This window comes from Vibrio sp. SSH13-20, from assembly GCF_040104475.1.
Taxonomy (GTDB): Bacteria; Pseudomonadota; Gammaproteobacteria; order Enterobacterales; family Vibrionaceae; genus Vibrio; species Vibrio harveyi.
In genome coordinates this window covers 364,302-378,418 of record NZ_JBECOU010000006.1, presented here as the reverse complement: position 1 = coordinate 378,418, position 14,117 = coordinate 364,302, and the positions used below count along the sequence as shown (strand labels likewise).

At 44.8% G+C, this 14,117-nt stretch carries 9 protein-coding genes; 5 read left to right on the top strand and 4 right to left on the bottom strand.

The features are described 5' to 3' along the window. Nucleotides 1-5,224: Ig-like domain-containing protein (locus ABMY42_RS19030; protein WP_349266644.1), on the bottom strand; the 5,224-nt coding region annotated here is incomplete at its 3' end. 404 nt (nt 5,225-5,628) lie between these two features. Between ABMY42_RS19030 and ABMY42_RS19025 the strand changes: the two genes are divergently transcribed. The 4 genes from ABMY42_RS19025 to ABMY42_RS19010 all read left to right on the top strand — a co-directional run bounded on the left by ABMY42_RS19025 (nt 5,629) and on the right by ABMY42_RS19010 (nt 10,181). Next, a complete protein-coding gene (locus ABMY42_RS19025; RefSeq protein WP_009696936.1) occupies nt 5,629-6,939 on the top strand; it encodes a TolC family outer membrane protein in 1,311 nt (436 codons plus the stop codon). Nucleotides 6,940-6,941: 2 nt separating this feature from the next. Beyond that, the gene (locus tag ABMY42_RS19020; protein ID WP_005451972.1) at nt 6,942-7,562 is read left to right on the top strand and encodes an OmpA family protein; all 621 of its coding nucleotides are present in this window, start codon (nt 6,942-6,944) and stop codon (nt 7,560-7,562) included. Between the two features lie 106 nt (nt 7,563-7,668). Beyond that, nucleotides 7,669-8,022, top strand: a complete 354-nt coding sequence (locus ABMY42_RS19015) for a DUF2750 domain-containing protein (protein WP_005451971.1) — start codon at nt 7,669-7,671, stop codon at nt 8,020-8,022. A 191-nt stretch (nt 8,023-8,213) separates the two neighbouring features. Further along, nucleotides 8,214-10,181, top strand: coding sequence for a GGDEF domain-containing protein (locus ABMY42_RS19010; protein ID WP_005451970.1), 1,968 nt, complete (start codon nt 8,214-8,216; stop codon nt 10,179-10,181). On the opposite strand, the gene queC is transcribed toward ABMY42_RS19010, so the two are convergent. After that, nucleotides 10,138-10,836: a 7-cyano-7-deazaguanine synthase QueC gene (gene queC / locus ABMY42_RS19005; protein WP_029789726.1), complete on the bottom strand. Its 699-nt coding sequence runs from the start codon at nt 10,834-10,836 to the stop codon at nt 10,138-10,140. The two genes, ABMY42_RS19010 and queC, sit on opposite strands and share 44 nt — an antisense overlap. 14 nt (nt 10,837-10,850) lie before the next feature. After that, complete coding sequence (gene queE, locus ABMY42_RS19000) at nt 10,851-11,501, bottom strand: 7-carboxy-7-deazaguanine synthase QueE (protein WP_017819414.1); 651 nt, start codon at nt 11,499-11,501, stop codon at nt 10,851-10,853. A gap of 164 nt (nt 11,502-11,665) precedes the next feature. Between queE and ABMY42_RS18995 the strand changes: the two genes are divergently transcribed. Continuing rightward, nucleotides 11,666-12,475, top strand: a complete 810-nt coding sequence (locus tag ABMY42_RS18995) for a Cof-type HAD-IIB family hydrolase (RefSeq protein ID WP_061065868.1) — start codon at nt 11,666-11,668, stop codon at nt 12,473-12,475. Between the two features lie 54 nt (nt 12,476-12,529). On the opposite strand, the gene ABMY42_RS18990 is transcribed toward ABMY42_RS18995, so the two are convergent. Beyond that, nucleotides 12,530-13,963 (bottom strand): bifunctional NUDIX hydrolase/phosphatase PAP2 family protein, encoded by a 1,434-nt coding sequence (locus ABMY42_RS18990; RefSeq protein ID WP_050903257.1) that lies wholly within the window; start codon nt 13,961-13,963, stop codon nt 12,530-12,532. Nucleotides 13,964-14,117: the final 154 nt, after the last annotated feature.

The window sequence follows — 14,117 nt, the reverse complement described above, 5'->3', positions numbered from 1 at the left end:
CCACGTCCAACGAATCCGTGTCTGTCGCTTTCGGGTTCACACCATCAGATACCGAAGCTGTGACAGACAAGGTAGTTAGGTCAAGCTGGTCATTATTAACCGCTTCGACACCTTTATCGGTCAACTTAACTTGGTCACCATCGAGCACGAAATAGCCATCAGCGTTGTTTTCTAGCTGAACGGTCAATTGAACCGCAGGTGTATCCGTATCAGCAACAACGAGTGTTGCCACTACGGTATCGGTGCTCACCGCGTCTTCAGTCACGCTATCAACCGCTGTGACATCAATGGTCGGTGCATCATTCACACGAACGACATCAAGAGAATCCGTGTCTGTCGCTTTCGGGTTCACACCGTCAGATACCGACGCTGTGACACTCAGGCTATTCAAATCTAGCTGGTCGTTATTAACCGCTTCGACACCTTTGTCGGTCAACTTAACTTGGTCACCATCGAGCACGAAGTAACCGTCATCGTTGTTTTCTAGCTGGACGGTAAGCTCATCTGCTGGCGTATCTGTATCAGCAACAACGAGTGTTGCCACTACTGTGTCGGTAGATACCGCATCTTCAGTCACGCTATCAACCGCTTTGACATCAATGGTCGGTGCATCATTCACACGAACGACATCAAGAGAATCCGTGTCTGTTGTTTTCGGGTTCACGCCGTCAGATACCGACGCTGTGACACTCAGGCTATTCAAATCTAGCTGGTCATTATTAACCGCTTCGACACCTTTGTCGGTCAACTTAACTTGGTCACCATCGAGCACGAAGTAACCGTCATCGTTGTTTTCTAGCTGGACGGTAAGCTCATCTGCTGGCGTATCTGTATCAGCAACAACGAGTGTTGCCACTACTGTGTCGGTAGATACCGCATCTTCAGTCACGCTATCAACCGCTGTGACATCAATGGTTGGTGCGTCGTTTACGCGAACCACGTCCAACGAATCCGTGTCTGTCGCTTTCGGGTTCACGCCGTCTGATACCGAAGCACTAACAGACAAGGTAGTTAGGTCAAGCTGGTCATTATTAACCGCTTCGACACCTTTATCGGTCAACTTAACTTGATCACCGTCTAGGACGAAGTAACCATCTGTGTTGTTTTCGAGCTGAACGGTAAGCTCATCTGCTGGCGTATCTGTATCAGCAACAACGAGTGTTGCCACTACGGTATCGGTGCTCACCGCATCTTCAGTCACGCTATCAACCGCTGTGACGTCGATAGTCGGTGCGTCATTTACGCGAACCACGTCCAACGAATCCGTGTCTGTCGCTTTCGGGTTCACGCCGTCTGATACCGAAGCACTAACAGACAAGGTAGTTAGGTCAAGCTGGTCATTATTAACCGCTTCGACACCTTTATCGGTCAACTTAACTTGATCACCGTCTAGGACGAAGTAACCATCTGTGTTGTTTTCGAGCTGAACGGTAAGCTCATCTGCTGGCGTATCTGTATCAGCAACAACGAGTGTTGCCACTACGGTATCGGTGCTCACCGCATCTTCAGTTACGCTATCAACCGCTGTGACATCAATGGTCGGTGCATCATTCACACGAACGACATCAAGAGAATCCGTGTCTGTCGCTTTCGGGTTCACTCCGTCAGATACCGAAGCAGTTACCGTTAGGCTGTCTAGGTCAAGCTGGTCATTGTTAACCGCTTCGACACCTTTATCGGTCAACTTCACTTGATCACCGTCTAGGACGAAGTAACCGTCAGCGTTGTTTTCGAGCTGAACGGTCAATTGATCTGCTGGCGTATCTGTATCAGCAACAACGAGTGTTGCCACTACTGTGTCGGTAGATACCGCATCTTCAGTCACGCTATCAACCGCTGTGACATCAATGGTCGGTGCGTCGTTTACGCGAACCACGTCCAACGAATCCGTGTCTGTCGCTTTCGGGTTCACACCGTCAGATACCGAAGCAGTTACCGTTAGGCTGTCTAGGTCAAGCTGGTCATTGTTAACCGCTTCAACACCTTTATCGGTCAACTTCACTTGATCACCGTCTAGGACGAAGTAACCATCTGTGTTGTTTTCTAGCTGAACGGTAAGCTCATCTGCTGGCGTATCTGTATCAGCAACAACGAGTGTTGCCACTACTGTATCGGTGCTCACCGCATCTTCAGTTACGCTATCAACCGCTGTGACGTCGATGGTTGGTGCGTCGTTTACGCGAACCACGTCCAACGAATCCGTGTCTGTCGCTTTCGGGTTCACGCCGTCTGATACCGAAGCACTAACAGACAAGGTAGTTAGGTCAAGCTGGTCATTATTAACCGCTTCGACACCTTTGTCGGTCAACTTCACTTGATCACCGTCTAGGACGAAGTAACCGTCAGCGTTGTTTTCGAGCTGAACGGTCAATTGATCTGCTGGCGTATCTGTATCAGCAACAACGAGTGTTGCCACTACGGTATCGGTGCTCACCGCATCTTCAGTCACGCTATCGATAGCTGTGACGTCGATGGTTGGTGCGTCGTTTACGCGAACCACGTCCAACGAATCCGTGTCTGTCGCTTTCGGGTTCACGCCGTCTGATACCGACGCTGTGACAGTCAGGCTATTCAAATCTAGCTGGTCATTGTTAACCGCTTCGACACCTTTATCGGTCAACTTAACTTGGTCACCGTCTAGGACGAAGTAACCGTCAGCGTTGTTTTCGAGCTGAACGGTCAATTGATCTGCTGGCGTATCTGTATCAGCAACAACGAGTGTTGCCACTACGGTATCGGTGCTCACCGCATCTTCAGTCACGCTATCGATAGCTGTGACGTCGATGGTTGGTGCGTCGTTTACGCGAACCACGTCCAACGAGTCCGTGTCTGTCGCTTTCGGGTTCACGCCGTCTGATACCGACGCTGTGACAGTCAGGCTATTCAAATCTAGCTGGTCATTGTTAACCGCTTCGACACCTTTATCGGTCAACTTAACTTGGTCACCATCGAGCACGAAGTAACCGTCATCGTTGTTTTCTAGCTGAACCGTCAATTGATCTGCTGGCGTATCTGTATCAGCAACAACGAGTGTTGCCACTACGGTATCGGTAGATACCGCATCTTCAGTCACGCTATCAACCGCTGTGACATCAATGGTCGGTGCGTCGTTAACTGGGTTAACCGTCACCGCAACTGTTGCATCGTTTGTTAGCTGACCGTCTGAGATGGTGTAGCTAATCGTTGCGTCGCCATTGAAGTTTTCGGCAGGCGTGAACACCAACTTACCATCTACGATTGCAACGGTACCTTGCTCTACAGGTACTGACGCATTGGTAATGGTTAATTGGTCATTCTCTGGATCGCTGTCGTTCGCCAATACATCGATAGTAACCGTGGTATCTTCATCTGTTGCAACAGTGTCGTTTACTGCCACCGGTGCGTCGTTGACTGGGTTAACCGTCACCGCAACTGTTGCATCGTTTGTTAGCTGACCGTCTGAGATGGTGTAGCTAATCGTTGCGTCGCCATTGAAGTTTTCGGCAGGCGTGAACACCAACTTACCATCTACGATTGCAACGGTACCTTGCTCTACAGGTACTGACGCATTGGTAATGGTTAATTGGTCATTCTCTGGATCGCTGTCGTTCGCCAATACATCGATAGTAACCGTGGTATCTTCATCTGTTGCAACAGTGTCGTTTACTGCCACTGGTGCGTCATTCACTGGATTAACCGTCACCGCAACCGTTGAATCGTCTGTTAGCTGACCGTCTGAGATGGTGTAGCTGATGGTTGCGTCACCATTGAAGTTTTCAGCAGGTGTGAACACCAGCTTGCCGTCAACAATCGCCACCGTACCTTGCTCTGCAGGTACTGACGCATTGGTAATGGTTAATTGGTCATTCTCTGGATCGCTATCGTTTGCAAGCACATCAATAGTAACCGCAGTGTCTTCATCTGTAGCAACAGTGTCGTTGACTGCCACCGGTGCGTCGTTGACTGGGTTAACCGTCACCGCAACTGTTGCATCGTCTGTTAGCTGACCATCTGAGATGGTGTAGCTAATCGTTGCGTCGCCATTGAAGTTTTCGGCAGGCGTGAACACCAACTTACCATCTACGATTGCAACGGTACCTTGCTCTGCAGGTACTGACGCATTGGTAATGGTTAATTGGTCATTCTCTGGATCGCTATCGTTCGCCAATACATCGATAGTAACCGCGGTATCTTCATCGGTAGAGACCGCATCGTTCACCGCTACTGGCGCATCGTTAACTGGGTTAACCGTCACCGCAACTGTTGCATCGTCTGTTAGCTGACCATCTGAGATGGTGTAGCTAATTGTTGCGTCGCCATTGAAGTTTTCAGCAGGTGTAAAGACCAACTTGCCGTCAACAATCGTCACCGTACCTTGCTCTGCTGGTACCGATGCCGCTGTGATAGTCAGCGTATCGTTTTCTGGATCGCTGTCGTTCGCAAGCACATCAATAGTAACGGCGGTATCTTCATCCGTTGTAACAGTGTCGTTTACTGCCACTGGTGCGTCGTTGATCGGGTTTACCGTTACAGTAACCGTGGCTTCATCAGTTAGTGCGCCATCTGTTACTACATAAGTAACCGTCGCTTCACCGTTAAAGTCTTCTGCAGGTGTGAATATCAACTTACCATCAATAATCTCTACTGTGCCTTGTTCTGCCGGAACAGTTGCCGATTCAATACTTAGTGAATCACTATCTGCGTCTTGGTCGTTAGCCAATACATCGATAGAAACCGAAGCGTCTTCATCGGTCAAAACGCTGTCATCTTCAGCAACCGGAGGACGAGGGTTGATTGCTGGCGATGTATTATCTGAATTTGCTGCGTTCAAAATAAGATCCGCAAGCGATAGGTTTTGAGTTTCAGACAAACCTAGTGCTGCGATACCCGTCGTTTCAAACAAAGTGCTAGCAAGTATTTCTGCCCCTGTACGCTCAACAGTCCCACTTTCTTGCAAACTGGAGCCGGCATTCTCACCCGCAGCTGGGGCAAACTCTTCGTTCAGTAATGTCGGGTCTTGCCCGTCTCTAAGAGCGTCAATAATTTGAGCAACATCTTGAGTGATGTCTTGCTCGTCTTCTTCTGTTGCAACTTTAACTTGAAGTTTTTGTGGTTCATCTTCGATGACTGCAACAATCAGTTCGCCCGGTAATGGTCGCTCATTCTCGGCAAGAACCTTCAATTGCCCATTCAAATCTAATACGACTAACTGCTCACCAACTGGAACTAAGGAAGTACGATCCATATAAACCTCTGACATAAAAATACTGTCAACATTTTGACCAATGATACTTATTAGCTATATATTGCCCGAATATATTCCGCAATAACAGCGCATTAACACTTAATTTCAACTTTTGAGTCACATATTACTTATAAAAGTGTATATAGGACCTGTTTGGGACTAGATCACAAACATACAGGCACTAATTCTGTTTAAACCATTAAAAACATGATCTTTATCCAGAAAATAATTAGAACAACAGCTCATAAAGTGTAAAACTAATTATCCAACATTAATTATAGCAACTAGTCACATAGTTGATTGTTAATAGCATTGTGCGTTAGATTATTGACGCCTATAGAGTTGTCCCTATTTATAAGAACAATTTCTCGCCTTCAGACATGACTAAATCTAGGAGAAACAAAGTGAAGTGGACTCGTGCCAACGCCATATGCTTTGGTGTGCTTGCCGTTAGCCCTGCTTTCGGACAAACACTTGAGCAAGCGGTTGAAAATACACTTATTAGCAACCCAGACATCAAAAGTGCGTTTAATGAATTCGTAAGTAAGCGGTATGTGAATGAAGCCTCGAGCGGTGCTTATCTTCCTTCTGTCGACCTAGATGCAGGCGTCGGATATGAAGGGATAAACCCAGCAGAGAGTAATCGTAAGTCTACTGATTTAACGCGAAAAGAAGCGACAATTACGCTAACCCAGCTTATTTGGGATGGTTCAGCGACGCTTAACGACATTGACCGTACTGCAGCGGATGCTGAATCCGTTCGTTACCAATTATTAGCAGATGCTCAAGATAAAGCATTAGAGGTAGCTAAAGTCTACCTGGATGCCGTTAAAGCCTATGAAGTACTGACGCTTTCTGAAAATAACCTGAAAGTGCATAAAAAAATCTATCAAGATATCAAGAAACGTGTAGATTCAGGTATTGGTTCAACAGCGGACTTAACGCAAGTAGAAGCTCGTTTAGCTAAAGCACACGGTAACTTGGTAGCTGCTCAGAACAATTTGTTTGATACGCACACGATCTTCACTCGTCTTGTAGGTCAAGCTCCGCAAGGACTTATCTTCCCTCGCGCAGATCAAAACTTCATTCCTTACACAGTAGATGATGCGATTGATTTGGCATTTAATTCTCACCCAGTGATTAAGATTTCAAAAGCGGATGTTGATTCGGCTAAGTTCCAGTACAAACAGTCTAAAGGTAACTACTACCCAACAGTTTCTGTAGAAGCTTCGCAAACATGGCGTGATGATGCAGCTGGTGTCGAAGGAAACAGTGATGAAACAACAGCGATGCTGCGTATGCGTTACAACCTATACAATGGTGGCAGTGACTCTGCAAATGCCGAAAGTTTCGCCTACCAGTTGAACAAAGCAAAAGACTTACGTGAACGCGCATATCGAAATGTAGAAGAAGGTTTACGCCTTTCTTGGAGCGCACTGGATCTGACACAACAACAGAAACAATTTTTGTCCGATCACGTAGATTCAGCTTCTGAGACAGTTATTGCGTACGAAAAACAATACCGTATTGGTAAACGTACCCTACTTGACTTATTGAACACAGAAAACGAATTGTTTGAAGCTCGCAAAGACTACTTGGATGCGAAGTACGCAGAACAATACGCGAAATACCGTGTGATGAATGCGACTGGTCAACTATTGAATGCGCTTCGCGTTGATGTTCCAACTGAGTGGAATCAGAAGGTGGAGTACTAATTATGCAAGCAGTAAAGATTCTTTTCTCGTTGGGTCTTATCGTCGCAGCAAACCAAGCATTTGCGGAAGACGAGTATGAATACATGCAAACACCAAATGCTCAGCAAATTGCAGACCTACAAGATGACGATGATGATGGTGTGATTAACGCAAGGGACCTTTGCCCTGATACGCCGGCAACGTCAGAGATCGACAATGATGGCTGCGGTGAGTACATAAAGTCGTCTGAACAAATGCAAGTCCGAGTATTGTTCGCCAACGACTCTGATGAAATTAACCCTGTATTCCATCGCCAAATTCGCCAATTGTCTGAGTTTCTCAAAGAATACCCGACAACCTCTATTGAGCTACATGGCTATGCGAGTAAGGTAGGTGGCGCTTCTCATAACTTAGACCTATCAAAACGTCGAGCAAATAAAGTGCGCTCTGCGTTATTAGGTTACGGTATCAAACCAGATCGCGTTCGAATTGTTGGCTATGGCGATACTCACCTTGCTCAACAAGGAACAGACGAAGTGAGCCACGCACTTAACCGTCGTGTAACGGCCTCTGTTGTAGGCTACAAAGGTGAAATTAAAAAAGAGTGGACAATATTTACCACCCTTCCAGAGAACACACTTTAAGGAGCTTCGGCTCCTTTTGTTTTTCAACCTTGTTAAACCGTATTATGCTTTTGGAATCGGCACTTTAGTGTTAACCTACTCGCGTCATAACAATGAGAGTTTTGAAATGAGCAAACTTACATCAGATATCCAAGCAAACCTTGACCTTTTCGTTGCTGAAACTAAAGAAAACCAATTAGTTTGGGGTTTACGCAATGAAGAAGGTTGGCTATCTTGCGATTCAACTGAATTCGAAAACAGCGAAGTCATGCCTTTCTGGTCATCTAAAGAAGATGCGCAGGCACACAACGTTGAAGAATGGGCAGATTTCGAAGTACTAGAAATCCCACTAGATATCTTTGTTGAAGATTGGCTACTAACTCTTGCAGAAGACGGCGTTCTTGTTGGCACAAACTGGAATGCACAGCTAGAAGGTAAAGAGGTTGAACCTCAAGATCTAGCGAAGCTATACGTAGGCTAATTCCCTAGGACCTCAGCAGCGTGCTGGGGTCTTCTTTTCTATTACTTACCTTTTCGATGTAAAGCTCGACCGAGCGCATAGTTTTCATCACCCCACTATCTATACCCTTCGGCTTTTGTCACAATGACTCACTCCCAATTGGTATATCATACTGAACAAACAACATAGCAATAACATAAGGTTACATCACTATGCGTACGCTGCTTACTTTGCTTGCGTCTCTCCTATTAGGCAGTCAAGCAAACGCAAGTGACACTCAAAGCATCACTCAATGGCATTCTGTTTATCTAGCTACAATGAAAACAAATTCCAAATCTGCGCTCCACATGCTTCAAGACAGATACCACACTGCCGACTCTAATAGTGAGAAGCTATACGTCAGTGGTTTGATTTACGAATACATGTCGAATATCAACCAGCCTTACTTTGGTAGCAGTCAGTTTCTGGAAAATCACTTTGCAAAGTTGGAATCAAAGTACATTCAAGCACTGTTAGAACGCAAACAGGGTGACTACGACGCTGCAGTAAACTTGTTCACCTCATTACTGCAAAGTGCTAAACAGCGCGCAGATATAGAAACAAAAGCGTTAATGAACTACCAGCTTTGCTACACCCTCAATCAACAGGGTCAGTACCACAAGGCTAACTTTTTCTGCTCATCGCTTAATAACCACTTAACTAACGACCACAAAGAGAGTATTCCTGCAGATCTTGCGCTGCGTGTAATCGCAAACAACTTCGACTTCCGTGGCGAATACGATATCGCACTTAGCTTGTACCGCCGACTCATTAATGAAATGCCAGCGCAAAGCGATCCCACAGGTGTTTACAACGATGTAGGTAATTTGCTGAGTGAACTAGGTCAATTCGAACAATCTGAACAGTACCTAATTCAAGCACTACTTGCTCGACAATTAGAAGCCACACCTCTTGAAGTTGCTCAAGTGGAACATAGCTTGGCATCCATGTATTACAAATCTAAAGATTACGAGAAGTCCATCAGTCACTATAAGAATGCGCTAACACTACTCGAAGAACTGAATTACCCATACGGCAAGGGACTAACTTATCTTGGGCTTGGTTCTGCCTACGTCGATTCTGGTGACTTAAAAAGCGCCGTTCCCCATATTAAAAACGCTTTAGAGTTGGGCAAAGAGTACGAAAACGAACGCTTACAAACTGAAAGTCACTTGGCGGCAGGCTTCGCTTACCTAAAACACCGCATGTTGAAAGAAGCACTGGAACACGCGAATGCCGCGTTAGAGTTAGCAAACAAGAACTCAACGACCGCGTTGCAATCAAAATCTCAATTGTTACTCTCGCAAATCTTCCAAGAACAGAACGAGTATGAAACAGCTCTATCCCACTACCGCGAGTACGCAACATTGGAGTTAGCAAACCGAGATGCCAACAATGTAAAAGCAATCGAAGCGCTAGACCTAACGAAAAGTGAATATGAATATGAGTTGCAACTCGTAAAAATTGACAACGAACGTAACTTAAAACTGCTTGAGCTTAAAAAGCTTGCCGAGCAACAGCGAGCGTACAACTTTGTAGTATTTGTGTTACTCGCTGTTTTGTTGGTCGCACTCTTTGCTCTACGAAAAATAAAGATGGAATCTCGTTTAGACAAGTTAACAGGCTCCCTGAATCGGAGTTCAATCATCGAGAAAATCCGTTCTCAATCGATCAGCGCGCCAGATGATATGCGCTACGTACTTGCACTATTCGACCTAGACAACTTTAAACTGATTAACGATAAATACGGGCATCCAGTAGGCGACTTAGTCCTAACTCAAGTCTGTAAGTCACTTCAATCTAAACTAAATAAAGGAGAATATTTGGGACGTATTGGAGGAGAAGAGTTTATCTTGTTACTAAAGAATGTGGATGAAATTGATGTGCCATTTCGTGTTCAAAGCCTTCACAAAACCATCTCAGAAAAGCAGATAAAAACAGACGACGGTCATTCGGTCAATGTCACAGCAAGCTTGGCCTATCTCTCTACATCAAAACCACTTAGTAATTTTGATGAGCTGTATTCGATATTAGACCAAGCTTTGTATCAATCAAAAAGAAATGGGCATGATGCCGTGATTGATGCTTATAACGAGCCTATTGATCTTCCGCTTTCTGCTTTTGAATCAACGACTGCATAACAGTGTCTTTGTTATTAAGGTAATCATCTAAGCCCGCTTTGCGCAGATCGCAAGACGGGCAATCACCACAGCCATCACCAATGATGCCGTTGTAGCAAGTTAGAGTACTTTCACGGACCAGTTGCAACGCATCGTACTGATCTGCCAACGCCCATGTTTCCGCTTTATTTAGCCACATCAGCGGTGTTTTGATGTCGAACTGACGGTCCATGCCTTTTACTAAAGCACTGTTCATCGCTTTCACAAAGTCATCACGGCAATCAGGGTAACCACTAAAGTCGGTTTCACACACGCCAGTAATAACGGTTTCAGCACCAATTTGGTATGCATAAATGCCAGCTAGCGTTAGGAACAAAATATTACGACCCGGAACGAATGAATTCGGCAAACCGTTCTCTTGAAGTTCATGAGAAACTGGAATGTCATCACGAGTCAAAGAGCTGATTGCTAGTTCGTTCAGAAGACCTACATCCATGACTTTATGAGCAGCAACACCAAGATCTTTTGCTACTTTTTCCGCAACTTCGATCTCTAACTTATGACGTTGACCATAATCAAATGTGATTGCATGTACTTCATCAAACTCTTTTAACGCTTGAACCAGACATGTTGTAGAGTCCTGTCCACCACTGAAAACAACAACTGCTTTTTTCATCTTTTTCTCCGAGCTTAAGCAATACTTAAGTATTTATGAGTTTGAACTGACAAGCGCCAGTTACGTGCCACGCAAGTATCAATACAAAGCTGTGTTGCTCTTGGCTTTTGGCTAATTGGTTGCAGAGCGATGATGGTTTTTGAGTCTATATCGGCCATCGCAAGCAAGTCATCAAGATGATCGATATCTTTTTGTGTGCCAACAGGATGTTTAATCTCATCTGCGCGCTCCAACGCACTTTTAAGTACAGGCAATTTACCTTTCATCGCGACTTTAGGTGACACGGTCACCCAAGTATTTTCTGAGGTAACAACTTCTGAAGTGCCGCTGGTTTCAATTTGGCACTGGCAACCCATATCTTCAAATGCTGCGGTTAAATCACGCAAATCATAAATGCAGGGTTCACCGCCAGTGATCACAATGTGCTGAGCATTGAAGCCTTGCTTTTTGTATTCTGCTACGATGTCTTGTGCTGATGCGAAACACCATGTTGGGGAGTCCTCTGTTTTCACCAAGATATCGCCAATCTGGCGTTGGTCTTTCTCTTCTGCGTACCAAGTTTGCTTTGTATCGCACCAAGAGCATCCTACCGGACATTCTTGCAAACGCACGAAAACTGCTGGCACACCAGTGAAAACCCCTTCCCCTTGGATGGTTTCAAACATCTCATTTAGCTTATACAACGTAGAACTCACTCAACTCATAATACTTCGAGGCGAAGACCTTAATGGAGAGGCGCACTCAGGTCAATTTAAACCAAAAATAAATTGTTAAAATAGGTCTTTTTGTAGTTTCATACACGAGTTCCCAATTTTTAAGGTAAGTAAAGATGTACAAACTGATCGCCCTAGATATGGACGGTACGTTGCTAAACAGCGACAAAGTAATTTCAGAAGAGAACAAGCAAGCCATCACTAAGGCTCGTGAAGCAGGTGTGACCGTTGTACTTGCATCAGGTCGCCCTCTTGAGGGTATGCAAGACAAATTGGATGAGTTAAACATCAACTCTGATAAAGACTTTGTACTGTATTACAACGGTTCTATGGTGAAGAACATTGGCACCAATGAAATCATCCACCAGCAAATCATCGATGGCAAAGCAGCAAAGAAAATCGCTCGCAAAGCAAAAGAACTTGGGGCGTACGTTCATGCATTCAGTCAAGAACGCGGTTTAATTACTGAAGAAAACAACCCATACACTGATATCGAGGCAAAAATTAATGGTCTTGATGTCACTGAAATGAACTTCGAGTCACTTTCTGATGATCACGCCATCATCAAAGCGATGATGGTTGCAGAGCCAAGCAAACTTACCGAAGTGATAGCAGCGCTACCGTCAGATCTAAGAGAAGAATTCACCGTAGTACAAAGCGCACCGTTCTTCTTAGAGTTTTTGAATCCATCAAGTAATAAAGGCATCGGTGTTTCAGCAATCGCAGAATACTTAGGCATCAAAGCTGAAGAAGTGATTTGTATGGGCGATGCCGAGAACGACCATCACATGCTTCAATATGCGGGTCTTGGTATTGCAATGGCAAACGCGATGGAAGAGACAAAAGAAATCGCAGACTACATCGCTGAGAGCAACGATGAACACGGCGTAGCAAAGTCTATTGAGAAATTCGTTTTGAACGCTTAACAAATCTGAAGCAAACGCCAATTAAAAAACCTCGCTATTAAGCGAGGTTTTTTATTACTCTGCGTGCTTGATTTTACACGTTAGTTTTCTCGCTAACACAATAAATGTCAGCATCAATAGAGGATAATGGAAGGTGCTAAACACCAAAGACCAAAATCCGCTAAATGAAACCGTTGTGCTCAAGTAAAGATACAATTGCTCAACCAGCAATAACGCCAGAATCACAAACAACATCTGTTGACGGTCAAAACGTATTTCTGACTCTTTGAAGGTCATCACCAGCGCTGACGCAGTAATCAGAATCGCTAACCAGCTAGTAAATACGGGCAACGGCCAAATGACAGAAATCACTGCGGTAATCGCAGTCATCGTAAACCAAACACTTTTTGAACTGAGTAACTTGTCTACGTCCACATCGGGGTTGCCTTCGAGTCGGAGCACATGCCATGCAACCAAAGACCCCAACAAAGCACCAATCAACATATCTAGGATAAATGCAGTACCAAGGAAGAACTTACAAGCCAGTACGGTCAAAGTCACAAGGGCAACAAGCAACGTGATTCGGTTTAGACCAAAGGTATTTGTTCTTTGGAACATAAACGTCATCACACAAAACCACACCGCTACCGGCAAACTTGGAAAACTAAAGCCAAAGCTTTGAGTTAACTCTGCCATTGGTACATATACATGCGGTCTTGGTAGTGAGAACCCCTGTTGAGCAACGAGAGTCATCAACGAAGTTGCGGTAACAGCAAAGAACAGCCGATATACAAAACGACTATCGAAACGCATCATCACGAATGGAAACAAGAACAACAAAAATGTTGGATTGCTCAAACTCGTAATTAGGTCTGCGATTTCACACGCCGTATTACGACTACTCGATGAAAACGAACCTACCCAACTCTGTAGATCCATCATCCAAGACAACTCCAGTTGACGGAAATTGGGCGCTGACTCAATTAACTGTTCAACATAAACGACAGGTTGTTCAGTCGCTCTAGTGTAGAACTCGCCTACATCTTTCCACTGCTCAGGATAACGGTACAAAGAGGCTGACATGTTACTCGGGCTCACTAGCATCGCAGAAGCGACTTCAACGCCATAATGAGGAGCAAACCAGATAGGTAACTCATTACCATCAATTTTATTGGTCATCGAAAACGCAATTACGTCTGAATCCGATACACAATCAAAGAAAACAGCAGTATCTGTTCTACCTAACTCTTCACCAACAGTAACAACTAAACCGGTTTCTTCCCACGTTTCTCTCTGCGCAGCAAGTTTAGGCGATTCACCTTGAATAATGGTGCCACCAGGAAGGGAAATTTTATTCGTTAATATCTCGTGGATTAATACTAATTTGTCATCTGCGCGAACAACACAAAGCGCCCCTTTCACATCTTCTGGAAGAGGATTCGCGGCAGACAAAGGAGAAACAAACAGTGAAATGGAATACAGGATGAGAAAAAACAACTGTCTCAGCACAAAATACAACCTTTAAAAGAGAGAAGAATCACACCGTCATGATGGCAGGGTTGCCAATATTTTTCGACATAAATTAAGTAACCAGTTGTACATTTGGCGAACATGTCAAAAAAGACTTAATGATACTTTTCAAAATAATTCTGACAGAAATCAG

Coding starts and splice junctions, on each gene's coding strand:
- ABMY42_RS19020 (WP_005451972.1), top strand. CDS start 6,942: ATGCAAGCAGTAAAGATTCTTTTCTCGTTGGGTCTTATCGTCGCAGCA.
- ABMY42_RS19015 (WP_005451971.1), top strand. CDS start 7,669: ATGAGCAAACTTACATCAGATATCCAAGCAAACCTTGACCTTTTCGTT.
- ABMY42_RS19010 (WP_005451970.1), top strand. CDS start 8,214: ATGCGTACGCTGCTTACTTTGCTTGCGTCTCTCCTATTAGGCAGTCAA.
- queC (WP_029789726.1), bottom strand. CDS start 10,836: ATGAAAAAAGCAGTTGTTGTTTTCAGTGGTGGACAGGACTCTACAACA.
- queE (WP_017819414.1), bottom strand. CDS start 11,501: ATGTTTGAAACCATCCAAGGGGAAGGGGTTTTCACTGGTGTGCCAGCA.
- ABMY42_RS18995 (WP_061065868.1), top strand. CDS start 11,666: ATGTACAAACTGATCGCCCTAGATATGGACGGTACGTTGCTAAACAGC.